This is a genomic window from Paenibacillus sp. FSL R7-0302, from assembly GCF_038006885.1.
Classification (GTDB): domain Bacteria; phylum Bacillota; class Bacilli; order Paenibacillales; family Paenibacillaceae; genus Paenibacillus_AQ.
The window spans coordinates 62,072-87,558 of the sequence record NZ_JBBOWB010000003.1; the positions used below are offsets into that span (position 1 = coordinate 62,072).

A 25,487-nucleotide genomic window follows, 5' to 3' on the forward strand; every position below is an offset into this window, starting at 1 on the left:
CAAATAAGGGGATTGAAAACATGAGTAAAATTCTTAAGCGGATTGCAAAGATTCTGAGCAGGCTGGTTGATATGCCTATTTACAATCTTCGTAAAAACCCAATTATGCTTACCGATGCTTATAATCTATCGCACCAACACCTGAAATGCAATACCGATTGGGAAGTATCCCATATGTACAACCGTTCGCAGGGAATGTTCTTATATGGATTCAGCGAGATCGCACTATCTGTCCTGTCAGTCCAAGTGACTTTCCATGATGTATATGAAGCCGAAGCTGCTGCAAAGAGAATGGGAATCACCTTCCCAACTGAACTATGGATGCGTGTTGTCACGGAATGCAACGGATATGCACCGTTGGCTGTCGAAGCATTGCCTGAAGGTACATGGTGTCCTGCCGGAACGCCTTTCGCACAAATCCGCAACACCAAAAAGGGTTTTGGCGATCTGGTTACTTGGTGGGAAGGCGTGTTCATGATGGCTTATTTCCCAAGTGCTTGCCTGACTGAAGCATATGACATGCGACAATACCTGGAGCAACGTGCAAATCAATTCGGTTACGGTGAAGAGTTCATGTGGAAGTTCCACAGCTTCGGTTTCCGTGGTCACAGATCGCTGGAAGATGCTTATTGGGCTGGCACAGCTTGGAATGCAGTTCTGCAAGGTACTGACGACTTCCACACTGCTCAATACACTCCTAACGCTCCAATTGGCAGTATCGCAGCACTGGCACACAAAGTAACACAACAGTTCGACAATGAATTCGATTGCTTCAAACATGCAATTCGTGAGACTGCTGCAAAAGGAGAAAAGGTGGTTGCCTTGGTAATTGATACATATGATGCATATCGTGTCATTGATGAATACCTGGTTCCTTTGTCTAATCTGGCAAGCTTCCATGACGTGAAGATCGTTATGCGACCTGACAGTGGAGATACCTGGGAGCAAGCTGTTCGTATCTACAAGAAGTGCAAGCAGGCAAGTATCACTAATGTATCTGTCATTATCGGTGAAGGTATGTCGTTTGAGAATGCCAAGAAATGCGACGAATACTTGATGCAGCATGGAGTTCCAATCAGCTTCGTATTCTACGGCATCGGCGGTGGATTCTACAAACACATCGAACGTGACACACTTGGCTGGGCTATGAAGACGGCTTTCTCTAATGGTAAGCCACGTATGAAGTTCTCCATGGAGCCTATTAAACGCAGCATCCCTGGACGTGTAGGTGTTGTGCGGAAGGGCAACGATCTGTTCGTTGTACCTCATGATTCGATTGAGAACGAAATGGATGATCTGTACAACTACGTTTACCTGCACGATGCAGAGAACGTCAATGATATTCCGGTTATGGTTCGATCTGACTACAACGAGATGCGGGAACGTTTGGAAGATGCCGACAAGACTCAGGGCAACATCTACGTATCGGAAGAGATTAACGATTTGGTAGAACAATTCCGTAAAATCTATAAAAGTTAAGGGTGAAATATAATGAATAGTATTAATGAGCGGCATATTATTAGCGGCCCCGTTACTGATCATGGATATATCTATGATCGTAAACCTTACCAACCTTGGACGGATGGCGCACAATCTATTACATCTACCTTTCCAGTAGCATTTCAGACCCCGAGTGTACTCAAGCCTTACAAGCTTGGGTTCATGCTTGGACGTTTCCAGCACATCCACATCGGACACGAACATGTGATTAATCAGGCTCTTGCTGTATGTGACAAACTAATCATTCTGATTGGTTCTGCACAAGAGGATGAGACACTGAGGAATCCTTACGATTCCGTGAGACGGAAGATGCTGATCAAGGAGATATACAAGGACGATTCAAGAGTGATCGTAGACTTCATTCCTGATCTGACGCATGAAAACGATCATTCACACGATTGGGGCAGATTCGTGCTGGCGCAGGTCGCTAAAACAGCAGACAGAAACAAGCTGAAGATCATGCCGGACTTGATGATTTTTGGCAACGATGAAGAACGATCAACTTGGTTTGATCCTGAAGATATCGCAGGAGTTTCGCAGCTTGTAGTGAGCAGAGGTCAGATTGTGATCAGTGCTACAAAGATGCGTGAATATCTTGTTGCTAATAACTTCTGGAAGTGGCGGCAGTATGCCAACGAAAAGATTCATCATTATTTTGACGACCTGCGTGACGCATTACTTGAAATGGATGCATATAAGGAGACTGAATCTAATGGAAATTAAATTCTTGAGCCAAGACCACAAATACAGAAGCCCAATCTTCGAAGTCATTCAACAGACTTTGACGGTTAACGGCAATAAGATCGTTCGGGATGTTGTCATGAAGAGTCCCTGTGTTGTCTGTATAGTCCACAACATCGACTTTGACACTGTTGTACTGACCAAGGAATTTCGTATCGGAACCTTTGATGAAGAGTTGGGCCTTATTGCCGGAATGATCGACAAGAATGAGCAGCCTATTCAAGCAGCTATTCGGGAGACAATCGAAGAGACGGGATACCAGCCTGTAGCTATTGAATTCCTGGGCAACTCAAATTCATCTACTGGCTTCACGAACGAAAGGATTCATCACTTCTATGTCCAGGTTAGCGGGGATCGTAAGGAGCAAGACCTGGATTCGGACGAGTATATCGCCATCGAGGAAAAGCCCTTCAAGAAGTTGCCCTACTTGATTGATAGCGGCTGGATTCAAGGAAACCATGCTCATGCTGCCGTGCTGAAAGCTATGTTTGCCGGAGTGATTCCGGGAGTTGTTCAATGAGTAAAATCCATGCGGATATGACGACTAGGATGCAGCGAAACAGGATCAAGGAAATGCGTGAATGGGTTTCAAATTGCGACAATGATCCGAAAGCCGAAGAACGCAGAGTCGAGCAAAACTGTAAGGTTTGCTTCTATGAGCCGCCACGAATGGTATTTCAAGCGTTCACTGATACATCTTGCAGAGGATGCGGAACCTCAATGACGTTCAGCAACTCCCTTACAGATAAGTATTGCGAGTCATGCGCTAAAGCTGAAGAACTTTGCAAGCATTGCGGTGGGAGTGTGGAAGATGAATATTGAGTCAGCCTTGTTAAAAGTGCAGAAAAATTACTTCGAATCACATGGAATTCGAACTGATATACATTACTCCGAAGGAAAAGGTGCATTGCTTGTCGCTAAAAATGCGCCTTTAGAACCTCAGAATGTTCTTGGGTCAATTTCAGAAGTATTTCTATTGTTAATGCCAGATTTTTAAAGGAGGAACACACATGTTTTTATGGACAGCATTAATTGCTCTACCTTGGTGGGTTATGACCCTATGGGGAGCGTACACAATCTACTTCATCTGTCGTGCTTGGTACATTTGGCAACAGACAACTGATGATGGACTGAAGGAAGGATACAAATACGTATTCCTTGGACACAAGCCTAAATACCTTCGCCTACATCACATCTTACGAATGATCATTGATATTCCACCTGCGCTGCTGGGACTCTTATTCCCGTTGATTCGTGCGATTTTCCGCATGAAGATTTACGAGTTCAAACAGCCTGAAAAGGTAGAGAAGACCAATGGGCAAGGATAAGCAGCTATTGTTTTCCATTTCCGCTAAAGACTTCAGAGTCGATACCTTTCGGTGTAGCGGTAATGGTGGGCAGAATGTCAATAAGACGAGTTCTGGTGTACGTATTACGCACCTTGAATCTAAGGCAGTAGGTGAATCAACAACCTATCGTTCGCAGCACCAGAACAAAGCTGAAGCCTTGAAACGTCTAGTGGCATCAGATGTTTTCAAGAAGTGGCATAAGCTGAAGACTTCCAAGATGATGCTTGAACTTCAAGGATTGCCTTCGCTTGAGCAACAGGTGGATCGAGCCATGCATCAAACTAACATCAAGGTTGAAGTGTTTGAAAAAGAAGGCCAGAAGTGGATTGAAGAAAAGAGCAGTTAATTTGAAAGGTGTTCTGCTGTGCAGAGCGCCTTTTTCTTATCTAAAAGGAGCGATTGAAATGAATGAACATACGCTTGTGATCGTAGATACGCCGGAAGAAGTAAAAGAACGTTTTGAATATTTCATTAGTCTTGTTGGGAAGGAGCAAGTGTTTCAGGCTGCATTGCAAAAGGATTATGCAAGAATTCAGACCACTACTGGACACACAATCAGCTTCATGATTAAGAGCATCAACATCAGGGGCAGACGTTGCCAACATCTGTTCAACCTGACTCAAAACATTGATTACCACAGTGAATGCGCCTTGCCTACAGTCAGACCTAAGTTCCAATACTAGGAGGTTCCATGATGTTTAAACGGATTCGAACCAGGATAGAGAGATTCTTCAGAGCAGTAGGCTGCGCATTAGTAGACATATTGGAAGGTATTGCAGATATAGTATCGTCCATTTTTGATTGAACCACAAAATATAATTAGTCAATCTGATCGTTATACCTCAACTAGAGTGTTCATAACCAGAAGACAGAAAAGGGTGTTGTTATGAGTTGCGAAAACAGTACATTTGAGATTATTGAAGAGATAGTGGCAGTTCCATGTAGCTGCTGCCACTCTGACGAAACATTTGTGAATCTGCATCTTCACACAGCGTATTCACTGCTTGATGGAATGAGCAGACCTGAAGATGTAGTCAAGAAGGTAAAGAGCATGAATCAAAAGGGGTTTGCAGTTACAGAGCATGGTAACGTGCATTCCAGCGTGAAGATGTACAAGCTTGCAAAGGAAAATAGCCTAAAGTTCATCTACGGTTGCGAATTCTACATTTGCGACAATCGTTTTGAGAAGGATAAAAACAAGAAGTATTACCATCTGACTGTTCTGGCAAAGAATGAAAAAGGCCGCCTGAACATCAATAAACTGGTATCATTTGGCTTCCTGGAAGGCTTCTACTACAAGCCACGTATCGACTTCGCTCTGCTTGAAGAGTACGGTGAAGGTTTAATTATTCTAAGCGGCTGCATGGCTTCAGAGTTACAGCAGACGCTTGCTGGAGGGAAGATTCAGAATGGCGGTATAGAAATCCTCTCCGGCAATGTAGAACGTGCCAAAGAGGTCGCTATACGCTATCGAAAGGCTTTTGGTGAAGACTATTACCTTGAAGTCCAGTCACACAGAGAGCAGAGCCAGCAAGACCTAAATAGAGCCATTACCGACATTGCTCATGACCTGGGAATCCAGATCGTAGCAACAGCAGACAGTCACTTTGTTAATGAAGAAGACTTGGAATTACATAGCATCTTCATTGCGATCAACCGCAATCAGGACAGTTACGAGTCTGATACAACATATATGGATACACAGATTCAGAGTGAGAAGGAAGCCTGGAACCTGCTGCAATCACTGACCGAAGACGAACGTGATATAGCGATCCGAAACACTTCTATTATTATGGACAAGTGCAATGTGACAATTCCACTTTCAGCAGCTCTGATCCCAAAAATGAATATACCGCCTGAGTTTGGATCACAGGAAGACTTCTTGAAACACCTGTGCAATAAAGGATGGATTTACCGTAAAATAAACAGAAAAGATAAGAGACTTGTTAAGAAATACAAAGACAGGCTAATGTATGAGTTCGAAGCAGTTAGTGAAATGGGATTTGCCGGATACTATCTGCTGGTTCATGGCTACGCAAACTCAGTAGAACGAAGAGGTATTGCCAGGGGTTCTGGCGGTGGCAGTCTTATCGCATATCTCCTGAATATCGTTGACATTGATCCTATCGAACATGGCCTGTACTTCGAAAGATTCATCGACGTTGCGCAATTGGACTTGCTGAAGGATGGAGTTATTACTAAAGAGGAACTGAAAATCCCCGACTTCGACCTGGACTTCGCACCTGAAGAACGTGACCTGATCGTTAAGAACATCGTAGAAGAACATGGTCAAGAGCGTGTAGCTGCCTTGGGGCAGTTCGGATACATCAAGTCAAAATCTGCGATTAAGGATGTTGGTCGAGTTCTCAACATTCCATTTGAAGAGACGAACGAAATCACGAAGCACATGGACGATGATGATGAATCCATTGAAGGCGCAATGCTGACCAACTTGGCAATGAAACAGTATGAGAAGAAGTATCCTAAGCTGTTCGAATACGCCAAGAAGCTTGAAGGAATACCACGCTCTTACGGTATGCACCCTTGCGGCAAAGTGGTTACTATCGAAGAAGTGTTGCATTACACTGCTATATCGGAAAACGAAGGTGAAATGGTACTGCACCTTGATATGAAGGATGCTGAAGCACTTGGCTTGGTTAAGGTTGATTTACTTGGCCTGAGAACCATTTCGGTGATATACGACACACTTCATATGATCGGCAAGGACGTTGAGTACATTCGAAACCTTGACTATACGGATGATGATGTTCTCTCTATCTTCAAGAATGGATTCACGGACGGCATATTCCAATTCGAGTCTGAAGGCATGAAAAGCGCTCTGATCAATATGCAGCCTACTTGCCTTGACGATCTATCCGCAGTAAATGCCTTGTATCGTCCAGGTTCGATGAAATACATCAACGATTACATCAACCGCAAGAACGGATTAGAGACGTTTGAATATCTCCATGCCGATCTTGAAGCAATCCTGAAAAATACTTACGGCATCATCGTGTTCCAGGAGCAGCTTATTGAAATTGGTAGATTGGCGAAGCTTCGGAATCCAGACTTACTCCGGCAGGCAACTGGTAAGAAGGATATCAAGAAGTTGAACAAGGTTGAGCCTGAATTGCGTCAAGGGCTGTATGATCGGGGATGGACAAAGGAGCAGGTAGATACTCTATGGGAGATCATGCTTGAGTTCGCAAAATACTCCTTCAACAAATCGCACAGTCAGTCATATGCAATCATTGCATTCATCTGCGCAATGCTGAAGAAGAGACATCCTTTGGAATTCATGTGCGCTTGGTACAATTCCCTTGAAGGGCATCACAAGAAGCTTGAGACTTGCCACAAGGAAATGAAGCGTCTGGGAGTTAAGATTAACAAGGCTGACTTCCGCAGCGCTTCTCCAGTATGCGTGATCGAGAACGGAGCCTTGACTTACGGCCTGACACTCCTGAAGCACTGCAACAGACAGATTGCTGAAGACCTGAGCGGACTTTCCTTCCGCAAGTACAGCCGATTCATCGAACTGCTGATCGACATTAAGGAACACACGATCATCAACAGCAAGCAGCTTGATATATTGATTCGCCTGGGATACTTCTCTGAGTTCGGAAGCGTACCACGTCTCTTGACGATCTGCAAGGAGTTTACGGACGGCAAGATCAAGTACAGCAAGACTCATAAGGACAAGACTAAGGTGAAGCGTATAGAAGCGCTGAGTGCCTATGAGGATACTTTCAACAATGATTCCTTGAAGAAGTTCAGTCCAATGGAGATCATCTTGTTTGAGAGAGAGATTTACGGATTCATACATTCCGTTTTTCCTTTGGTCGATGGTCATGTGGTAGGAGTGCTGGAGATTGATATGAAGTACACTCCAAAAGTGAAGACAATCATCTTCAGATCAGGGGAGATTCTTGAATTCAAAGTGCGGAAGGACAAGTATTTTGGTCGGAAGGATATCGAAGCATTTACTGCTAATGATACCATCAAGATCAAGCGCATGTCTGAACGTGAAAAGATGAAGAAAACTGATGATGGTTGGCAGGGAACAGGAGTCAATGAATACTACCTTGAGCAGTGTTCGTTGGTTAAATAAACCTCTTTACTTTTAATCAAGCGTAAGATATAATAAATAAACAGATGGTCAGCTTTCGCTTAGACCTTTTCATAAAGTTTCTAAGCGTAAAATATAATTAATGTTCGAAGGGAATTGATTTTATGCGGAAGCAAGATGGAATATATCTGCTTAATACTATTCGTCAGTTGGGTGCAAAAGATGATGCTGTACAAGCATTTCTTGGTTTGGTTGAAATGGAAGCAAGGGCTGAGGTTGTCGGGGTTAAGGCAACGCAGGAGTTTGTTGATGATTATATTATAGAGAAGAGTCTTCTTGAATTGGCGAAAACATTGCTGATTTTGCAAACTAACCGTATCTCCTTGCTTACAAAGGAATTAGAGGAAGCGCAGCAGAACAAACCCACTCCAGCAATGGGCTGAATCAGTGATCATAAGGGAATTCACTTGCTTACTTTAGGTAAGTATGAAAATAATCCCCTTATGATATCTACTATTTTTCATGCTTGTTTGTATAGATAAAATTCGGATTTCATGGAGGGGTGCAAGATGTTTTGGAGCCGTAAACGCAAGCAGACGACATGTGACCATGATTGGCATGAACTTAATACTGACAGAGAATTTGTTGTCGATTATCCTGTAGGTGAGTATAGAACATTTATGTATCTGTATTGTCCAAAATGCGATCTGAGAACGAAAGTCTCCTTCTCCGAAGGCAGGTCAATCTTACGAGCCTGTGAGATCAAAAAAGAATACAACAAAGTGAGGACTGCGCAACTATGATCACGACAACCAGCCAAAACGGACATTACCTTAGAGCAGGAACATACTCCATTGAAGAAGTGCTTTCAAAGCAGCTTGATCCAATCGAAGACGGAAGAGTTGTTCAAAAGATCAGGAACAACGATTTACATAAAGTTGATTTCGATGGCGACCTAATCAGCATGGATTCACATCGGTACTGGTTGTTCAAACATAAGGGTGTCGTATGCAAGCGCTGCGGGATCGTCGGCGTATTCTTTGCAAAAGAAAAAGACCGCAAGGCTAATCACTATCACTTCAACCTTTATGCCCTGGATGCTAATGGAGATGAAGTCCTTATGACTAAAGACCATATCCTTCCTAAGAGTAAAGGTGGCAAAAATCACATCGACAACTACGATACGATGTGTTGCAAATGTAACTTTAAAAAATCAAATAAATAATAAAGGAGTTTTTAATAATGGAAGTATTGCCATTACGTTTTACATTCACTATCCCCAATGACGATGATTTAGAAATTTACACAGCCGATTGGACTTCTTTCGATGTATTGTCAGAGCGAAAATACATTGTTATGTGGATTGATGATGATGGGTATCCGTCTGGAACAGTCTATAGCTTCGAACAAGTTGCTAAGTATGTCACTAACGGAGAATGGGTTGTCGTACAAAATTTAGACAATTAGAAGGGAGTTTTAAGACATGCTAATGATTGAGATTCCAATGGAAGAGTACCATGAATTGCTGAGACGAAGCGAAAAGCTGGAATGCCTGGAGAATTGCGGCGTTGATAATTGGAGCGGTTACGGTGATGCAATGACGATGATGGAAGAAGAATATTGATTTTGAAAGGAAGTGAAGTTGTGCAGATTTTTATACTATTAGCCTTGGCTGTATTGGCGATAGTCCTGATTGTTATAGCTATACCAGCTATTTTAATTAGGATCATCGGCGCATTAATAGTCATTGTATTTATTGCGGTCGTATCTCTTGTGTTATGGATTTTCTTTTTCGCAATAGAAAAAATAAACTTTAGTAGATACATGAAAAGATACAGAAAGTAGGGGATGCATTATGTTTAACTTCGTAGGCACAGGGAGTGCATTTCATACTAAGCGTGGAAACAACAGCGCATACATTAAACGTGGAAAGACTTTGTTGCTGATTGATTGTGGCAGTGCAAACTTCGACAGAATTCTTGGACTTGGACTTCTTCGTGGGATAGAAGAAATCCATGTTCTGCTTACACATCTTCATCCAGATCATGTAGGATCACTTGGAGACTTGATATTCTATACCTATTACAAGATGAAGCCATTCATGGAGCCTAAGTTGATTGTACACGCTCCGAACGATCTGAGTGTTGTTAAGCTGCTTGAAATCATGGGGGTTCAGATCGGCACGTATGCTTATAATGGTTTCCCTGCTGATAAGACACAAGTGTTAAGAGCTGAGGACTTTCATCTTCTGATTGATGCCCTTGAGGTGTCACATGCACCGGAACTTGAGAACAGTTACGCATATAGCATCTATGATCATAGCAATTGTGAGCTTGCCTACTACAGTGGAGACTCAAACATGTTCCCCGAAGAGTTCATGCAGCATGTTGGCCTGTACGACTACATCTTCCAGGATACTTGTTCGGCTGACTATGATGGCAATGTACATATGTCTCTGAAGAAACTAGAGAAGTTAATACCATTGGAGTTTCGTGAAAAAGTTCATTGCATGCATACAGACAGAAGCTTTGACGGTAATGCTGCTTTTAATCTGGGATTCAATACGGTTGTCAGTTTCTAATGCAAGTGTATGTAACTGGAGGGAAGGGTAACTCACGGATTGTAGCTTGGTCATACGTGCGCAACCCCGATTATGATGGATTCCAATTAAATCACGATCAATATCATTTTAAAGAAACTGATCATGTCGATAAGGTTGTGGTTGATCAGTCAACAGCACCAGATTATTATATCGACCTTACCAAAGTACCACGAACGGTGAATCGGAAAGGCAATATAATACGTTTCATAAAGCACAAAATATAACTATATTACGTTTCGAAGAAAGGGGTTATCTCTTTCTTCTTTTTGCGTTAGGGGGAAACAAGATGAATTATTTATACGCATTTGACTTATCCATGGACTGCACAGGTCTTGTCATATTCAACATCGACACTCAGCAGCCAATGGTGATCACTTCATTTCCGACGAAGAAGGCATGGAGCCATGGCAAGCGCCTAAACCAAGTCTACGAGGGCGTGAAGCAGTTTAAGCACAATTACCCATGTAAGGTAGTAGCAATCGAACGTGGCTTCAGTCGATTCAACACAGCGACTCAGGTGATCTTCAGAGTGCATGGCCTGATTAATTGGCTATTCTACAAATACGAACAGTTCTACTACACACCAAAGTCTGTCAAGGAAGCAATCCTTGTTGGGACAGCTTCTAAGGAAGCGATCCAGAAGAAGCTCCTGCTTGCTTATCCCCATGTTCAGTTCGAGAATGAAGACGAGTCAGATGCCTTTGCAGTAGGTCTGACTTACTTTATTAAAGAGTGTAAGATGCCCTGGGAAAAATCGAGCCGAAAGCAGCAGACAGCAAAAAAGAGAACTTCTGCAACACCCAAAAAGAAGGGGCAAACTAGCTAGGTGTTTATCAATTTACTTACAACTTTTAAGCAATCTCTCTAAAGAGCTGGTTGCTTATTCTTCCTCAATTGAATACTTATACTGACCTTTTCCCACTCTAACTATTAGAGGGGTTTGCTTCATCATTGAATTCAAGTGTGTTGTCATATTTTTTTGAGTAATATTTTCGAATCCTTTTTCATTTAGCATTTTACAGATTTCACTAGGACTTGCTGTTTCTTTTTTATCTTTTAAGAACTTGATGGTCGCATTAAGCTTTTTCTTCAATTCGGCAGGGGTGCTGATGTGATATTTTTTCTTCTCCTTAATCGCTTCATTCTGACTTTCTTCATCCTTATAAGACACCACCTCTGAGGATGAAGAAACTTCTTCGATTGCAGGAGAAACGAAATCTGATGGAGAAGGAGGTAATGCAGGAGCTACACCGCCAAATCGCTCAATCATCATTCTGTTTAGCATATCAGCCATTAGGACACCCTTATCTACAGCAGCCAACTGGTGCATTACTCTCATGAGCTTAAATGATCCATATTTCCCCATGAGTGCAGATACAGCATGTCTTGCATCATTGGACATTTCTACGTCTGCCATCTCAGCGAAAAAGGTGAAAACCTCTTCTTCTTCAGAAGTCATAGTGTTTCCAAACCCATATAACACCCAATTCCGAAGCATTCCTACAATATATGAGTAGGAGTGTTTAATCTGTTTTTTCTTCGAAGTCCTGTGAATTGCTTCTAAGAACCAATAGAATGCTGGAATCCCCTTACTCTTCATTTCCCTGTAGGTCTCAGCGATTCCATCTTTAATTGTTGCATCAAAGTGTTTCATTTCTTTCTTGTAAACAGTCCAAAGTACTACCAATGCTTCATGATCATTTTTTGGTTTATTGTATCTTTCATCATAATATGTCTCTAAACTTTCAAAGGTTATCAATGTCTCAGCTCCCTTTAGTAAATGCCAATTACCAACTTTAATATTGTTCAATTAAAATCTACCTTGTTTCTAATTGTATACTGAAATTTTGAGAAGGGCAAACCATATTCTAGTAGAATTAATTCAAGAACATAATGTTAGATAGTTTGTATTTTAATTGAGTTTAAATCTTATCTAGCTTATAATTAAGAAGCTACTATTGACACACTAATTTAAGGAGAATTTAAATGAGTATATTCCATATGTTCTATGATCGTCAGGGTAACCCTATTGAATTCTTACAGCTTGCTGAACTGCTAGAAGATCCAAATGTACATAGAGTTTCAAAAAACACATTCAAAGACGGATCATGGCTATCGACAGTATTTACAGGAATGCAGCTATACGAAGACAGGCTTCGCATATTCGAGACAATGTTTTTCCCTTCTGCGGGTAGTCCTGAGACGATAGGAAGATGGGACACTGAAGAAGAAGCTTACACCGAACACGCTAAGGCGTTGCAACAGCTTCTAGCTCAAGGATATAGCTCCTTATGATCAAAGAGCATACACTTGAACCCGATCTATCCCAAAGCCTGTATGACGAGCATACAGACTGTGTGAGCATCAAGAACTGTTATATCAATATATTCAATATTGCAATTGAAAATCTGTACAAGTTTGATTTTGAAGGTTGGAAAATTGCTTATGGATATATGAGTAGCGTCGATAACCTCATGGTACGTCATTGCTTTATCGTCAACCGTGCAGGGCAGGCTATTGATCCAACTATATTCGCAATAGGGAATAGGAATGATGAAACGGTTGCCAGGAAGATATATGCGTCATTTAAAGTGTTTGACGATCTGGACGAATATGCGAAGGCTATAGAGGATAATAAGAATATTCCTGATTTGCTAAGACCGTTGATGCCATTGGATATATCATTCGAATCAACCTGGGCTAAACCAAAATCAAAAATATTGATCAGGTAATATTGTATGCTTTAAAGATATACGGGTAATACTAAAAATAAGCGTAAGAGAGTCGGCCGACTTTTTATATATACGCAAGCGAATGCGGTGCGCACCGCAGCATTTCCTTTAGCCGAACGGAAAGAAAATGCCCTAGCCGGAAATCGACGGATTTCTGGCTATTCGTGTTGTCTTCAGTATCCCTGGCAGGATATTGAATCGAAGTTTGTATTTTTTACATATATTCACAAGAATCAAGACGGCATAAATGGAATAAATTCGATTTTATTCCCTACTATATGGATTTTTGTAGATATTTATCCCATTTATGGTATAATGGCAAAGAGGACGGGTTGGCGCCAACTTCTTAAACCTTAAATATGGTTTGAAAAAGGAGTTTAATTATGAAGAAGTTACTCATACTGTTTCTCTCTGCCTGCTTATTGCTTGTCGCAGTTCCATTAGCCGGAGCTACTGGAGCTGATAATGTTGGTGTGGATGAAGTCGAAAAGGGCATACCTTTAGTCAACGATAGAATTGTAAATATTCTAACCGAAAACAACATTGACTTTATCGTGTCAGATGGTACTCTTAAATTAGTCGATACGTCTCCTGAAGTTTTAACAGAGGTAAATAATTTACTGGTTTTAGAATTCAAAAATAGTTCTTTTGCGGCTAGAAGTTATCCTACTCCCTATACACATATGGGTGGATATGATAGATACGTTTCAAGTAAATTTACAGCAGCGACAGAATATGCTTTAGGAGCTGCTGTGACCGAATTCGTAAAGAGTAAAGGGATTTTAGACCCATGGAAAGTCGGGGCCGCAGCAGGAATGGGGTATGGAGTTTATTACTTTATTCATCGTAACGAAGAAAACTTGTTTTTCAAAATTCAATATTTCTACAGAGAATTAGGAGCAGGATATTTTGATGCGAATGGCAATTTCATGGGCGATTATGAACTTTTGAAAGAAATACATGTTACAAATAACTCCGACTATTCTGGCGGTGTTCTCTCGACAGACGCAAGACGTTCTACCATAATTGATCCTTGGTTCTAAGGAAAGAAATGGGATGATTGAATTTTGGGATACCTGATTACTTTCATAGCTAATTTCGCATTAGCATACTTTCTTTATGATGATCCTAGCTATGTGAAGCCATTAATACAATCGTTCTGTGTAACACTTGCGGTTATTGCAGTAGATGTGATTAGGAAATACAGAAAGAAAAGGGATTAATATTTTAGGGGCATATATCATTGATGATATATGCCCCTAAGTTCGTTAAAAATATTCAATTCATTCAGACATCTGCACAAAACACGTATTTTAGACAAATGTCCATGCCGGAGCAATAAAAAAAAGCTCCACCTTTCGGTAGAGCCTTTGTTGATATCACAACACCACATTCTAATGAACAAGGATATTTTAACATTCCATCAAAGAAAAATCAAATTAGCGTTAGTGATCTATTCCGTGATTGTTAGTCGTTATTATTATGCTGTTGGATGCGTCTGAAAATTCATCTGCACTAGGGGTTACTATAATTGAGAACGAACTAATCAGCAAAACGGTTGTTAACAACAAAAGTGTCTTTTTCATCATTAAACTCCCTCTCTAAGATATTTTTCATTATGTAGTAATACTCTTGTTGCTGGGAAGCATCGGCATGACTTCTTACCATCTCAAAAAATGCTACACCTTTCCTAAAACCCGTTTCATCATTTAGTCTACCACTTAATACTATATTTTCCAGGGTTTGATTTATTGCATCAATAATTTTTCCTTCTTTAAAATTGTAAACGGACAATAAATAAAGATATTCAGTATAATTACGAACTCTTTCTCTTGACTCATTATCTACATCTATCTCCACTTCATCCTGTAATTCATTTAAAGCCCAATTCACAGAGTAATTGTGCTTCAGCGCCGATTCCAGGATGGTAATTAATCCAGGTATCAACTCTCTACTATTCTCCATAACAAATTGAACATATTCAGGCAAAACTTCTTGGTTCCCATCAAGCAAATCGACGACATAAGAATTTGCAATTGCGATATTCTTATAATATTCGATTTCAGACAATGACTCTTCATCTTCAAGTTTTGTCCAACTTAAATCAGCATATTTTTCAATGCACTGCCTTGCACCCTTATGATCGCCCAACTTTTGCAAGGCTATACCCTTCGCACAAAGACTAAATCCAAAATAATATACAAGGGATCGCTGCAATTCTTTGGCTTCTGATCCCTGCGGACTTGTCCCATGAATCACCGCAACATTTTCTAAAAGTTTGTCTGCTATTGTTATCATTGCTGTCCAGTTGCGAAGCGAGAAGGAAGCTTTTAGCATTTTTACTAATGAATCAGCGTTCAGATCAGCTAGTTCCAGCAACTCCTAGTCCACTCCTTATGTTCCATTTTATGACATCAATATTACTCCTTTTCCATCCATTGGTCAATTACATAGTTTACATCTTTTCCCTTTACGTGATTGCATTCCCAAAACGCAAAAAGCCCAGCATTTCTGCTGCGCTTTGTCGCTTTATAAATTTAGTTATCTTCGTCTTCGTCGTTTTCGTGCGCATTCGCATACATGTCGGGGTAAGCTGAGTACAGATGATTTGCCAAAAGAGTTGCTTCAGCGTCCGTCAGAGAATTAATCGAATCTTCACGATTCACTAAGTCCTCTTCACTCTCTCCTGTTGTGAAAGAACTGTCGCAGGAACAAAGCAGAATGTCTTTATCTGTTTTTGCCTTGGAGTATAGAATGTCAAAGTCTTTGCGATTATCTCTTTGGAAGCCTACATTATAGGCCATAACCCTCAAGTCGTCGTCTTCATCGAACATTGCAAGTATTGTGGAAAGTGATTTGCTTTTACCCAATTTAGTTCCCCCTTGGCACGATGTACTGTAAAAAAATAAGCAAAAAAAATTGACTACTCCCACTTTTACATGTATAATAGTGGCATAATCAACATATGTTAGAGAGAGGATCGACAGTGCAAGGTGCTTGCATTCTCATCCTACGTAGCGACAAGAAGTAAGCCACTCAAACTTTGCGAGGGTAAGAGGTGGCTTACTTCTGTTTTTTATTGCTAGAGGAAAGCTTCACTATCTCGACTACAACCGCAGCCAGAGCTACCACTACTCCTGCTATCTCAACAAAATCCATGAAGTTTCCCATCAGCATCACCCCCTCTCTCTAAACGAAGGGTGACGCATCACTCTACACCTTGCACTGCCTTATTCTAAGTATACCACATTTTGTCTGATATGGGCAATAAAAAAAGCAGACCGCTTGTTGGTCTGCTTCATTTTATTATTCGGTTAGCTTCGCTGCTTTATCGCTCAAAATATCGGCTACAACTCCAATTGTAAATCCTACAATCTCTGCGATCATCCTGGAGTCAACCTTGTCTTTAATGCTCTGCGGCAGCTTATTGTATAAGCCGTAAACAATCTCTGCTTCCTTATTCTTTAATGCTTCAATCAGTGTACCGACAATAACCTTGTACACTTTACTTGAATTCTTGAAGTATAAAACAGCGATCAAGGCCACTACAAGTAACGCTATTAAGTATTCCATCTAAATCACTCCTATTTCTGTGTTCTCATAAGAATTGACAGATTCAGTACGGAAAGTTCGCCAGCAGTCAGCGTACCTTTGTTGACTTTATCAATCCACACTTCAGGACTGTTAATGATAGCGCTTCCGTTTATGATCGTCTTATTGTACTGCTTGACACCATTAATGATAATATCTTTTTGCCATTGTGCCAGTTGCATCGGTTCATCATCCTCTTCTTTTGTATTTGCCGGAACAGTTGTCTTCACAGGTTCTACCGCTTGACATGCAGCCAATTCCTTGACTACATCCTGGATAAACTGAGTCTTGCTGATCCCCATGGCCTTTAGCGAATTCTTATACGGGTCTGTCTTGCGACTTGGGTCTAATTCATTGTGGCCTGCAATCTTCTTGGCTGGATCAAGTTTGAACTTGTAGCAAAGATATGCTATGTACCAGACGTAGCGTTTGTAAGCTTCAGAGTTATTGATCTTGCCGCCATAACAAAGTTCGATCCCGATAGCAACATCGTTCGCATCGTCTCCATACAGAGCGTTATCTGTTGTTACGTTGTATAGGACATGCCAAGCCTTTTCTGGCGTTCCTGTAGTAGCAGGTATACACTCAATAATGCTTACATCATCAATAAATGTATGTGCAGAAGCAGAGAGTTCGTTCCGTGAATTTTCATAGAACTTAACGTTTCCTCTTGCTGTGCTACCTGGATTACCAGTGTCGTGAGCGACAAGGAATCTTACTCCAGGCATCTTGATTCCAGAACGTCTCTTTGTATTAGATGTAAGATAACTTGTAGCAATCGTATATTTCATTTTGAATGACATTATTTATCTTCCCCTTTCTATTTTGACTTGTTTTATCATTTACTTATGGCAATCTAGATGTGTCAATTTCACTGTCCTCATACATATTGCCTTCAGTTGTACTAAACGTTAATTCGCTGCTATTTGGCGAAGATGTGGTGGTCAAACGAGTCATTGAATCTCCGACAGTCTTTGTGATCGTCTTTGTAGTTAGCGATTCAGCAACCTTTACACCTGCGAACGCACCAAGTTCATAGCCTAACAGCATCAATAGATTATCAGAGATATCTCCGACTACCACGACTTGATACAACGAAAACCCTAGCGTGATGAAGAAAGCTATTATCAACGCCGATATTCTTGTTTCATCGAAGGAGAGTCCATCTTTAATCCACTTCATAACTTTCCCTTCTTTCTGTAAACGCTTTCAATTGTCTACACACTGAACCCAAGGAATTGTGCAATCAAACCTACAACCAGGGTGGCTACAAAACCCCATGCCCACTTGCTGTTGTTTTTAATCGCTTCAATCTCTCTTTCATTTGCTTTTGCCATGGCAATCGCTTCTTCTGCCAAGTCCTTTGCGTAATCAACTTTTTCTTCTGTCTTCTCAGCACGATTAAGCTTTTCCTCAATACGTGTTGTTCTGTCTCTCACATCAAGTATTGCGTCAAGCAATTCCTTATTTGAGTAATTAGCGCTTGTTGTCACTATTTTCACTTCCTTTTCATAAAAATGAAATGCAAAATAGGAGAGCGGCAAATTGCTCCGCTCTCCTTCATGATTAAATTATAACATTTTATTTTACGCATGTCAACATTTTATTCATTCTGCCTTATGGTAGACTCTATCTGCTTGCTGCACTTAGATATTGCCTAGTAGTGTGTTCTGCCCACTAGCACCATCAACGACACTAGCGCTTCCTCCACCTGTTACATTACCCATAATAAGATTTGTCTTTGCTGTAGCATCCGTAGTGATTGATTGGTAAGTATTCCTAACTACATTTTTTGAGATGGAATTTTTTGTAGCAGTCCCTGTGATTGAAATGCCTGATAATACATTTTCGGAAACAATATTACTGTTTCCTGAAACAACCATATTAAATGTATAGTTGGTATGAGTTCTATAAGAAACTCCATGAACTAAATTTTCCGAACCACTAATCAATATTCGCCCAGCACCATTAATATTCGGAAGATTAATAATCTGATTTTGATTTCCTGTAACGCTTATTAGGTCTGCTGAAGAGAGTTGATTTTCGTGAAAATACAGGTTGCACACACTGTTACCACTTCCTGCTACATCAATTAACGCTCCATTAGTACCGCCAGCGTTACTGGAATACGAACCTAGCTTTACATTTCCAAATTTCGCTCTATTGCAATTAGGTCCAAAACTAACATATTTACTTCCAGGTGAAGCTAGAGAAATAGCGGTTTTACTTCCACACCCTAAAACATCAACTCCTTCCCTCATATCAATAGACGTTTTAAGATTATATGAACCTTCTCTTATAATTATTGATCCACCCATAAACAGATTGCTTATTTGCGCATTGATAACAGCCCCCAAATCCATGCTACTATCAACAACAATGTCAACTCCGTCTGATGCAACCCAACCTATTGAAACAGACATTGGTTTTCCTCCACCGCCACCGCCAAGGGTTAGCTCTGTCCATGATGGTGATGATGGTGTCCCTGTGTTAAGCTTTATTGTCCTTACTGTTGGCATATCTTCACATCTCCTTTTTTAATTAAAAGAGGAGGCTTCTGCCCCCCCTCATTTATTTATTTATTATTCTGTCACAAACCAGATCATGTTCGTTGCTGGACTTGAAGGTGCTGAAGCCCCAGCGTATACACTAGCAACACTACTGGAAATAGATTCTAGCTTTGTCCTTTCATCTGATGTCATGATTTTCTTAGTAGTAGTTTCAATTACATCCGCAGCAGATGGGGAGCCACCACTACCTTGAATAATGTATGCGCTTCCGTTATATACCAAAGTATATACCCCGCTAGGTAATAATCTAGTTATAGCACCATTTGCCTGTCTAATAGGTACTCCAACAAGACCATTTACCGACAACGTGGGTTGTGTTGTTGGATGGGAAGGTGCGTGAGGTTTGATTGTACATCTGAAACCTTCATATGGAGCGCCATTTAGAGTTGACGGCATTACGTTAAATTGAACAGAATAAGCAATTACGTTTGACGCAATACCAGTAGTCACCTTATATTGCAAGTTCATTGTTTTTGCAGATTCTAACTCAGAAAAAACATACGACCCAAAATCTCTAGCATCTTTAACCGCACTTGCAGTTGCAGCAAGTGTTGTTGAATCGCTATCTGAGTCAGTGCAGAGTTGCACTAAGCCTTTACTGTCTGTTGATGCATCAGGAATAGTGTTCCAAGATAAGCTACCTGCCGTTGCACCAGCGGTTAAAAATTTACCACTGTTAGCAGTACCCGTAGCTGGTACATGCAAATTACCATCACCTGTCGGATGTGAATAGACTGTCTGATTAGCTCCATTAATAGTGATAACACCATTGGTTGCAGAGTTGGCAACTACGTTGGCACCCGCTGTAATGCCATCAAGCTTCGCTTTATCTGCTGCTGTCAACAATCCGTTCACAGATGTAGTTGCTGCTGCAATAGTCGCAGATGCACTTGCCACTGATCCATTGATGGTTAGTCCAAATGCCAGAGCGCCTGTTCCAGCCGTGAACGTCAATGTAGGGCTTGCTACAGTTGACTTGGCATTCCAAGATGTTTTCTCGGCATCAGTAACGAATCTAGCTGTTGACGATTGCGTAATATCAGCCGCAGTAACGCTTGCCCATTGATAGACACCAGCAGTTGCAGATGCATTCAAAAACTTACCACCATTAGATGTGCCATTTGCAGGGATATGAAGATTTCCGTCTCCAGAAGGATGCGTGTAAACAGTAACAAGTGAACCGTTGATCGTAATTGCGCCGTTTGTTGCATGATTTGCTACAACATTCGCACCTGCTGTGATACCATCTAATTTCGTTTTGTCTGCGGCACTCATTAATCCGTTATCACTTGTGGTAACTATATTAGTTGTCGCAATCGCTCTCCAAGCAGTCCATGTATCAGAGCTGTAAAGCCCATACCGATAAAAGATAGGTGCGTCCACATTGTAAGGATAGATATATTGCATCACAGCCATATTGTTATATCCTTTGATTGTATGTACTGTGCAGTACGCTGTACCATTAAACTTGTTAGCAGGATTGTTGCTGAAGAATACAGTAGTTCCTCTATCGTAAGCAGAAGGTAGTGCCGCACTATCCTTGTAGTTGTCTGCCTTCGTGATCAAGACATCATGATCATGAGCAGCAGGTGCAAACGTGGACGGCTTGCTAATCACAGAATTCCAATCAATAGCGCTCCAAGATAAGCTGCCTGCTGTCGCTCCGGCAGTCAGTACTTTACCGCTATTCGCAGTACCTGTAGCTGGCACATGAAGATTTCCGTCTCCAGAAGGATGTGAATACACAACAGCTTCAGATCCATTTATATTAATATTTCCGTTTGTTGCGGAATTCGCAACAGCCGAAGCACTTGTAGCAATACCGCTCAGTTTCGTATTCAAAGCCACAGTGAAGCTTGCAGTTGTTCCGTCCAGTACAGCCTTATTGCTATGTGTGTGACTATTAGTTACAGCAGCATCAATATTGGCTACTGTTGAAGATGGCTTTCCTGAAATGTTCGCCCAGGTCAAATTTACATTTGCCCAATCTGCATCAGCAACCGTACTCCATGCTGTTCCATTCCAGATATACGTGTCGCCCGTTGCTGTCTCAAAGGCCATATCTCCAGTGATCATACCTGTTAGGGCATTTCTGGCGGTTCCATTTGTAACTACATACACCTGTCTCTTAGCTTCGTCAGGAAGCTGATCCAATGGAACTTTCCCTCCCACCAGATCAGCCTTAAGAAGAAGAGTGTCTTCAACACTCTTCCCACTTGCTGCAATGATGTTCTTAGCCTTACTTATTGGATATATATTATCCCAATCGGAACCGTTTTTCTTTTTAATAAGAATATCTTTTTCAGCCATTTAAAACGCACCTCTCTTTTCCTTATACTTCTTCGAACCAAATGTCTGCATCGGTAGGAGTGGTCGTTCCTACTGCTACCTTAGATTTACTGTTCCAAGTCGCTTTTTCTGTATCGGATGAAAACCTTTTGGAAGCGCTTTCCGTTATCTCCGTAGCAACATGCGTATGAGCAGTCGGAGCAAATGTTGTTGGCTTAGTCGTGATTTCAGACCAATCTACATTGCCCCACGTTCCACTACCTGCTGTCGCTCCAGCTTTAAGCACCTTCCCGTTGCTGCTTGTACCTGTAGCTGGCACGTGAAGATTCCCGTCTCCAGAAGGATGCGTGTAATAGTTTGCTCCAGCAGCAATACCGTCTAATTTCGTCTTATCAGGTGCAGCCATAAATCCTGCTACAGAAGTCGTTGCAGTCGCATGAGCAGTGCCACCAGCTCCTACGTGAGTCAGGGGAGCTACGTCAGTAATCCCGTAACCAGCAGACGTTGAAGGCGTTCCAGTAAGACTAGACCAATTGACAGTTCCACCTCCACCGATAAGGAGCCAACTTCCAGAAGTGTTATCCAAATAAATCTTACCTGTATCTACAGCGATATATAAGGACTTCGAACCTGTTGCGGTTGGTTTCCCTGCATCATTGCCACTCGCCATTTTCGAGGGGGTAAAGCCTAATGCATTGCTTACATCGGTGACGCTTAACTCTGCACGAATTGCGGCAGAGTTTTTGTTTTCAACACTTCCTAGCCCTACATCGGATTTAGTCGTTCCATGTGGATTCGTTCCTGCTGGGTGAATGTAAACGTCAATGTCTACTCCGTTGACTTTGACCTTACCGTTGCTTCCACTAACCTGAACTTTTGTTGCTCCATCAGCAATCCCATCAAGTTTTGCTTTCAGTGCCACCGTAAAGTCGTTTGTTGAAAGCCCTTTCCCTGTTACGACATCAACTTTGCCTGCTAACTGACTAAGGATGGTTTGCGCAAAGTTTGGGTCATTGCCTAGTGCTGCAACAATTTCTTGCAATGTATCGAGCGTTTCTGGTGCGGTTCCTACCAGAGCGTCAATAGCTGCGGAAATGTCTGATGGTGTTGCCTTTGCACTCCAACTCGCACGTTCAGCCGCTGTTATATGTGCAACAGTGTCCATGACATGCTGCTCAAGCGTCTTGCCATTGCTTGCTTCAACAAGTCCTGCCTTGGTTTTCGGAAATAGATTATCCCAATCAACACCGTTATTATATTTCATTTGAATATTCTTTTGAGTTGCCATAATATATATTCCTCCTGTAATTATTCTTCGTCAAGATAAAGGTCTGACTTGCCTTCTGTCATTGATGCATTCGCAATGATAAGGCCGAAGTTCTGGATTTCTTCACTGGATAACTCCTTAAACCAGAAGAAGGGTTCTGCTGTAGCAGGTTCATCTACAGTCATTGAAAAATGTTCTTCCTTCAGAGTTCCTGTTCCAGTTCCATCAGCGCCCCTTTGAGCAATGATCAGCCAGCTATTTGTATAAGTCGGAGAAATACCCTTACATTCTCTAATGCAGACATACGAACTGCCGTTAAACGAAACCTTGTTTAACGGGAAATAAGTCTTTGTGGCGCTATACTCTTCGAATACTTGAAGCCTTGCATCTGTAGAAATAACATTGACTCTTGCACTTTCAGTGTCCTGTATTTTCAAATTCGCTTCTACGATCTTGTCATTCATTTGCTGAATCTTATTTTGACCATTAACCACGCTTCCATCAATCAATGTTCTTGCTACATCGGCATTCGAGATCGCTTCTAGCAGGCCACTCTTCAGAACTTCGCCATTAGCGGACAAATCTACCAAATTGGTTCTCAGGATACTTCCTGTCGAAACAGTAGCATCTAGTTCTGTCTTCAGCGCATTGCCGCTTGAGATCGAACTATCTAAAATTACCTTTGTAGAATTAGCTGTTGTAATCGAACCATCTAGATCGTTTTTCTTTGTGCCTGCTGTAGAAATGCTTCCGTCCAGTGAAGACTTAGAAGTTCCGGCAGTTGCAATAGAGCCATCTAGATTAGTCTTTGTCGTGTTTCCTGAAGTAATCCGGCTATCCAGATCATTTCTCAGTGTCGAGCCTGTAGTGATCCTGTTGTCCAAATCAGTTTTTAGCGTTGAGCCTGTAGTAATCTTTCCACCAAGACTTGTATTCAGCGTATCTGCTGCTGAGTTCGTCGCATCTAATGTCGTCTGCTTAGTTCCGGCAGTGGAAATCGAAGTATCAAGAGCAGTCTTCTTCAGATCAGAAGTTGCTATGCTGGCATCCAATTGTGTTTTTGCAGTATTTGCCCTGGTCACACTTGAATCCAGATCATCTTTCTTTGCTGTAGCAAGAGCGCCCTGCTCTTTAGCGTAATCACCTTGAACCTTGGCGTAGTCACCTTGAGTATTTGCGTGAGTAGCAGCAGTATTAGCAGCACCAGTCGCAGTATCAGCGTTAGTTTTAGCAGTATTGGCAGCGTCTTTTGCGGTGTTCGCAGCGGTTGTAGCTGTATTTGCGCTATTAATCGCAGCAGCCACACTCATCAACAATGTCCAGTTAGTAGTTGTAGTCAGCGCCTTATTCAATGTGCCATCCAGGATACACATGTAAACATTTTGATTTACGCTATCAACAACAGTTTCGCCGTAATTGTAGGTTATAGAAGCGGAATAGGTTCCCTTCCAAGCCATGTTCGTGATCTTCTGCCATTTGGTTGTGTCAGTAGGCAATACCCCTGTACTCGCAACAACATTCATATAAGTGGAGCCATTGTAATATACGATGTTTCTTGGAATATATGCAGTAGCAGCAGCGTAAGTTCCCTTATGGACAAGGGAATCTCCTACGCTCTTTGCGTAATCTCCTTGCTGATCTGCGTAAGTCGCTTTAGCGTCTGCATTTGTTGCAGCAGTGTTCGCTTTTGTCGTAGCAGCATTAGCATTCGTTGTAGCTGTATCCGCACTTGTCTTAGCGGTGTTTGCAGCAGTAGTTGCATTGTTAGCGTTTGTAGTAGCGGTATCGGCGTTAGTCTTAGCAGTGTTTGCAGCAGTAGTTGCAGCGTTTGCATTTGTTGTTGCAGTAACAGCATTATCAATAGCAGTCTGCACACTAATCATCTTATTCCAAGATGTAGCATCTGTTAGAGCCTTGTTCAAGTTCGAATCAATGATAGACATGTAAAGAGTATTGCCAGAAGCATCGGATACGAAGTCTCCGTAATTGTACGTTGATGATGGCGAATACACTGCTCTCCACGTTGTTCCAGAAATACGTCTCCAATAAGTTGTATTGGTAGGCAGATTTCCTGTGCTTGCTGCAACACAAATGTAAGTGGAACCATTATAGTATACAATATTTCTCGAAATGTAAGCGCTTCCAGATGAATACACACCTTTATAAACTAAAGCGTCTGCAACGGATTTAGCAGCATCACCCTGAGCCTTACCGTAATCACCTTGAACCTTAGCATAGTCACCTTGAGTCTTAGCATAGTCGCCTTGAGTCTTAGCGTATCCAGCTTGAGTAGCTGCGTTAGTGGTAGCTGCTCCAACTCCCGCTAATGCGGTTGTCAATTGTTCTAAACCTTTCAATCCTTCAATACCCTGGTCTATCATATCCTGAAGAGTAATTGTTACATCAGGATTCGATCCGTGAGCATAGATGCGTTCAGCAGGATATTTGATGAATCCTCTACCTTTATAGGAAGCGGTTACAGTTTTACCTTCTTGAGTAGGGTGAAAAGTGATCAGTCCGTTTGTATAGTTAACAACAAACTCTCCGGCAGATGTGGGAACATCATTATAACCCTCAGTATAACCAGCAATATTTACGTGCGTAAATTCGTCTGGAATCTCCTGAAGGGTGATTACATTGTTTATGATCTTCTGTGATTCGTTCAAGCTGACATATGGGTCACTTGCTGTCCCACTTCTGAATTGAATCCGAATCGGGTCATTGTACTGTAAATATGTGTTCAAGAAAACCCCTCCTTGTCTAGTATATTATATCATTATA

Annotated in this window: 28 protein-coding genes; 17 read left to right on the plus strand and 11 right to left on the minus strand. The window is 41.6% G+C overall.

Features of this window, described 5'->3' with window-relative positions; genetic code table 11:
- Positions 1 to 20: 20 nt before the first annotated feature.
- The 14 genes from MKY96_RS32950 (at position 21) to MKY96_RS33015 (ending at position 11,083) form a co-directional block, all read left to right on the plus strand.
- Entirely contained in the window at positions 21 to 1,478 is a 1,458-nt protein-coding gene (locus MKY96_RS32950; RefSeq protein WP_340947013.1) for a nicotinate phosphoribosyltransferase, read from the plus strand.
- A 12-nt stretch (positions 1,479 to 1,490) separates the two neighbouring features.
- Entirely contained in the window at positions 1,491 to 2,222 is a 732-nt protein-coding gene (locus tag MKY96_RS32955; RefSeq protein ID WP_340947014.1) for an adenylyltransferase/cytidyltransferase family protein, read from the plus strand.
- Positions 2,212 to 2,760: an NUDIX hydrolase gene (locus MKY96_RS32960; protein ID WP_340947015.1), complete on the plus strand. Its 549-nt coding sequence runs from the start codon at positions 2,212 to 2,214 to the stop codon at positions 2,758 to 2,760. Before MKY96_RS32955 ends, MKY96_RS32960 begins: the two co-directional genes overlap by 11 nt.
- Before the next feature lie 291 nt (positions 2,761 to 3,051).
- The gene (locus tag MKY96_RS32965; protein WP_340947016.1) at positions 3,052 to 3,237 is read left to right on the plus strand and encodes a hypothetical protein; all 186 of its coding nucleotides are present in this window, start codon (positions 3,052 to 3,054) and stop codon (positions 3,235 to 3,237) included.
- A gap of 13 nt (positions 3,238 to 3,250) precedes the next feature.
- Positions 3,251 to 3,568, plus strand: coding sequence for a hypothetical protein (locus MKY96_RS32970; protein WP_340947020.1), 318 nt, complete (start codon positions 3,251 to 3,253; stop codon positions 3,566 to 3,568).
- Positions 3,555 to 3,935, plus strand: a complete 381-nt coding sequence (locus MKY96_RS32975) for a peptide chain release factor family protein (protein WP_340947022.1) — start codon at positions 3,555 to 3,557, stop codon at positions 3,933 to 3,935. Before MKY96_RS32970 ends, MKY96_RS32975 begins: the two co-directional genes overlap by 14 nt.
- On the plus strand, positions 3,916 to 4,272 hold the full coding sequence (locus tag MKY96_RS32980; RefSeq protein ID WP_340947024.1) for a hypothetical protein: 357 nt from the start codon (positions 3,916 to 3,918) through the stop codon (positions 4,270 to 4,272). The genes MKY96_RS32975 and MKY96_RS32980 overlap by 20 nt, the downstream gene beginning before the upstream one ends.
- 245 nt (positions 4,273 to 4,517) lie before the next feature.
- The gene (gene dnaE / locus MKY96_RS32985; protein WP_445671519.1) at positions 4,518 to 7,697 is read left to right on the plus strand and encodes a DNA polymerase III subunit alpha; all 3,180 of its coding nucleotides are present in this window, start codon (positions 4,518 to 4,520) and stop codon (positions 7,695 to 7,697) included.
- A gap of 122 nt (positions 7,698 to 7,819) precedes the next feature.
- Positions 7,820 to 8,098, plus strand: a complete 279-nt coding sequence (locus tag MKY96_RS32990; protein WP_340947027.1) for a hypothetical protein — start codon at positions 7,820 to 7,822, stop codon at positions 8,096 to 8,098.
- A 356-nt stretch (positions 8,099 to 8,454) separates the two neighbouring features.
- Positions 8,455 to 8,880, plus strand: a complete 426-nt coding sequence (locus tag MKY96_RS32995; RefSeq protein ID WP_340947029.1) for an HNH endonuclease — start codon at positions 8,455 to 8,457, stop codon at positions 8,878 to 8,880.
- A gap of 17 nt (positions 8,881 to 8,897) precedes the next feature.
- Positions 8,898 to 9,122, plus strand: a complete 225-nt coding sequence (locus MKY96_RS33000) for a hypothetical protein (RefSeq protein ID WP_340947030.1) — start codon at positions 8,898 to 8,900, stop codon at positions 9,120 to 9,122.
- 16 nt (positions 9,123 to 9,138) lie between these two features.
- Positions 9,139 to 9,279, plus strand: coding sequence for a hypothetical protein (locus MKY96_RS33005; protein ID WP_340947031.1), 141 nt, complete (start codon positions 9,139 to 9,141; stop codon positions 9,277 to 9,279).
- A 231-nt stretch (positions 9,280 to 9,510) separates the two neighbouring features.
- A complete protein-coding gene (locus tag MKY96_RS33010) occupies positions 9,511 to 10,236 on the plus strand; it encodes an MBL fold metallo-hydrolase (RefSeq protein WP_340947033.1) in 726 nt (241 codons plus the stop codon).
- Positions 10,237 to 10,543: 307 nt separating this feature from the next.
- Positions 10,544 to 11,083: a crossover junction endodeoxyribonuclease RuvC gene (locus tag MKY96_RS33015; protein ID WP_340947034.1), complete on the plus strand. Its 540-nt coding sequence runs from the start codon at positions 10,544 to 10,546 to the stop codon at positions 11,081 to 11,083.
- Between the two features lie 54 nt (positions 11,084 to 11,137).
- Here the strand turns inward: MKY96_RS33015 and MKY96_RS33020 are convergent, their stop codons facing one another.
- Positions 11,138 to 12,067 carry a Rok-like winged helix domain-containing protein gene (locus MKY96_RS33020; protein WP_340947035.1) on the minus strand — a complete coding sequence of 310 codons (930 nt, stop codon included), beginning with the start codon at positions 12,065 to 12,067 and terminating at the stop codon, positions 11,138 to 11,140.
- 176 nt (positions 12,068 to 12,243) lie between these two features.
- Between MKY96_RS33020 and MKY96_RS33025 the strand changes: the two genes are divergently transcribed.
- The 3 genes from MKY96_RS33025 to MKY96_RS33035 all read left to right on the plus strand — a co-directional run bounded on the left by MKY96_RS33025 (position 12,244) and on the right by MKY96_RS33035 (position 14,032).
- Complete coding sequence (locus MKY96_RS33025; protein ID WP_340947037.1) at positions 12,244 to 12,552, plus strand: hypothetical protein; 309 nt, start codon at positions 12,244 to 12,246, stop codon at positions 12,550 to 12,552.
- Positions 12,549 to 12,989: a hypothetical protein gene (locus tag MKY96_RS33030; protein ID WP_340947039.1), complete on the plus strand. Its 441-nt coding sequence runs from the start codon at positions 12,549 to 12,551 to the stop codon at positions 12,987 to 12,989. The genes MKY96_RS33025 and MKY96_RS33030 overlap by 4 nt, the downstream gene beginning before the upstream one ends.
- A 383-nt stretch (positions 12,990 to 13,372) precedes the next feature.
- Entirely contained in the window at positions 13,373 to 14,032 is a 660-nt protein-coding gene (locus tag MKY96_RS33035) for a hypothetical protein (protein WP_340947040.1), read from the plus strand.
- Between the two features lie 499 nt (positions 14,033 to 14,531).
- On the opposite strand, the gene MKY96_RS33040 is transcribed toward MKY96_RS33035, so the two are convergent.
- The 10 genes from MKY96_RS33040 to MKY96_RS33085 all read right to left on the minus strand — a co-directional run bounded on the left by MKY96_RS33040 (position 14,532) and on the right by MKY96_RS33085 (position 25,450).
- Positions 14,532 to 15,368 (minus strand): DNA-binding protein, encoded by an 837-nt coding sequence (locus MKY96_RS33040; RefSeq protein WP_340947043.1) that lies wholly within the window; start codon positions 15,366 to 15,368, stop codon positions 14,532 to 14,534.
- 158 nt (positions 15,369 to 15,526) lie between these two features.
- Complete coding sequence (locus tag MKY96_RS33045) at positions 15,527 to 15,859, minus strand: hypothetical protein (protein ID WP_340947046.1); 333 nt, start codon at positions 15,857 to 15,859, stop codon at positions 15,527 to 15,529.
- A gap of 436 nt (positions 15,860 to 16,295) precedes the next feature.
- Positions 16,296 to 16,562, minus strand: a complete 267-nt coding sequence (locus MKY96_RS33050; RefSeq protein ID WP_340947048.1) for a hypothetical protein — start codon at positions 16,560 to 16,562, stop codon at positions 16,296 to 16,298.
- A gap of 11 nt (positions 16,563 to 16,573) precedes the next feature.
- Entirely contained in the window at positions 16,574 to 17,383 is an 810-nt protein-coding gene (locus MKY96_RS33055) for a peptidoglycan recognition protein family protein (protein ID WP_340947051.1), read from the minus strand.
- A gap of 43 nt (positions 17,384 to 17,426) precedes the next feature.
- Positions 17,427 to 17,762 carry a hypothetical protein gene (locus MKY96_RS33060; protein ID WP_340947052.1) on the minus strand — a complete coding sequence of 112 codons (336 nt, stop codon included), beginning with the start codon at positions 17,760 to 17,762 and terminating at the stop codon, positions 17,427 to 17,429.
- A 35-nt stretch (positions 17,763 to 17,797) separates the two neighbouring features.
- Positions 17,798 to 18,124, minus strand: a complete 327-nt coding sequence (locus tag MKY96_RS33065; protein WP_340947055.1) for a hemolysin XhlA family protein — start codon at positions 18,122 to 18,124, stop codon at positions 17,798 to 17,800.
- Between the two features lie 102 nt (positions 18,125 to 18,226).
- On the minus strand, positions 18,227 to 19,099 hold the full coding sequence (locus MKY96_RS33070) for a hypothetical protein (RefSeq protein ID WP_340947056.1): 873 nt from the start codon (positions 19,097 to 19,099) through the stop codon (positions 18,227 to 18,229).
- 63 nt (positions 19,100 to 19,162) lie between these two features.
- On the minus strand, positions 19,163 to 21,460 hold the full coding sequence (locus MKY96_RS33075; RefSeq protein WP_340947057.1) for a tail fiber protein: 2,298 nt from the start codon (positions 21,458 to 21,460) through the stop codon (positions 19,163 to 19,165).
- 22 nt (positions 21,461 to 21,482) lie between these two features.
- Positions 21,483 to 22,727, minus strand: coding sequence for a hypothetical protein (locus MKY96_RS33080; RefSeq protein ID WP_340947059.1), 1,245 nt, complete (start codon positions 22,725 to 22,727; stop codon positions 21,483 to 21,485).
- A gap of 20 nt (positions 22,728 to 22,747) precedes the next feature.
- Positions 22,748 to 25,450: a hypothetical protein gene (locus MKY96_RS33085; protein ID WP_340947062.1), complete on the minus strand. Its 2,703-nt coding sequence runs from the start codon at positions 25,448 to 25,450 to the stop codon at positions 22,748 to 22,750.
- Positions 25,451 to 25,487 lie beyond the last annotated feature (37 nt).

What these genes read in the sequence shown, in the direction of transcription:
- MKY96_RS32950 (WP_340947013.1), top strand. Translation starts at nt 21, where the DNA reads ATGAGTAAAATTCTTAAGCGGATTGCAAAGATTCTGAGCAGGCTGGTT.
- MKY96_RS32955 (WP_340947014.1), top strand. Translation starts at nt 1,491, where the DNA reads ATGAATAGTATTAATGAGCGGCATATTATTAGCGGCCCCGTTACTGAT.
- MKY96_RS32960 (WP_340947015.1), top strand. Translation starts at nt 2,212, where the DNA reads ATGGAAATTAAATTCTTGAGCCAAGACCACAAATACAGAAGCCCAATC.
- MKY96_RS32965 (WP_340947016.1), top strand. Translation starts at nt 3,052, where the DNA reads ATGAATATTGAGTCAGCCTTGTTAAAAGTGCAGAAAAATTACTTCGAA.
- MKY96_RS32970 (WP_340947020.1), top strand. Translation starts at nt 3,251, where the DNA reads ATGTTTTTATGGACAGCATTAATTGCTCTACCTTGGTGGGTTATGACC.
- MKY96_RS32975 (WP_340947022.1), top strand. Translation starts at nt 3,555, where the DNA reads ATGGGCAAGGATAAGCAGCTATTGTTTTCCATTTCCGCTAAAGACTTC.
- MKY96_RS32990 (WP_340947027.1), top strand. Translation starts at nt 7,820, where the DNA reads ATGCGGAAGCAAGATGGAATATATCTGCTTAATACTATTCGTCAGTTG.
- MKY96_RS32995 (WP_340947029.1), top strand. Translation starts at nt 8,455, where the DNA reads ATGATCACGACAACCAGCCAAAACGGACATTACCTTAGAGCAGGAACA.
- MKY96_RS33000 (WP_340947030.1), top strand. Translation starts at nt 8,898, where the DNA reads ATGGAAGTATTGCCATTACGTTTTACATTCACTATCCCCAATGACGAT.
- MKY96_RS33005 (WP_340947031.1), top strand. Translation starts at nt 9,139, where the DNA reads ATGCTAATGATTGAGATTCCAATGGAAGAGTACCATGAATTGCTGAGA.
- MKY96_RS33010 (WP_340947033.1), top strand. Translation starts at nt 9,511, where the DNA reads ATGTTTAACTTCGTAGGCACAGGGAGTGCATTTCATACTAAGCGTGGA.
- MKY96_RS33015 (WP_340947034.1), top strand. Translation starts at nt 10,544, where the DNA reads ATGAATTATTTATACGCATTTGACTTATCCATGGACTGCACAGGTCTT.
- MKY96_RS33025 (WP_340947037.1), top strand. Translation starts at nt 12,244, where the DNA reads ATGAGTATATTCCATATGTTCTATGATCGTCAGGGTAACCCTATTGAA.
- MKY96_RS33030 (WP_340947039.1), top strand. Translation starts at nt 12,549, where the DNA reads ATGATCAAAGAGCATACACTTGAACCCGATCTATCCCAAAGCCTGTAT.
- MKY96_RS33035 (WP_340947040.1), top strand. Translation starts at nt 13,373, where the DNA reads ATGAAGAAGTTACTCATACTGTTTCTCTCTGCCTGCTTATTGCTTGTC.
- MKY96_RS33050 (WP_340947048.1), bottom strand. Translation starts at nt 16,562, where the DNA reads ATGGAATACTTAATAGCGTTACTTGTAGTGGCCTTGATCGCTGTTTTA.
- MKY96_RS33055 (WP_340947051.1), bottom strand. Translation starts at nt 17,383, where the DNA reads ATGTCATTCAAAATGAAATATACGATTGCTACAAGTTATCTTACATCT.
- MKY96_RS33060 (WP_340947052.1), bottom strand. Translation starts at nt 17,762, where the DNA reads ATGAAGTGGATTAAAGATGGACTCTCCTTCGATGAAACAAGAATATCG.
- MKY96_RS33070 (WP_340947056.1), bottom strand. Translation starts at nt 19,099, where the DNA reads ATGCCAACAGTAAGGACAATAAAGCTTAACACAGGGACACCATCATCA.
- MKY96_RS33075 (WP_340947057.1), bottom strand. Translation starts at nt 21,460, where the DNA reads ATGGCTGAAAAAGATATTCTTATTAAAAAGAAAAACGGTTCCGATTGG.
- MKY96_RS33080 (WP_340947059.1), bottom strand. Translation starts at nt 22,727, where the DNA reads ATGGCAACTCAAAAGAATATTCAAATGAAATATAATAACGGTGTTGAT.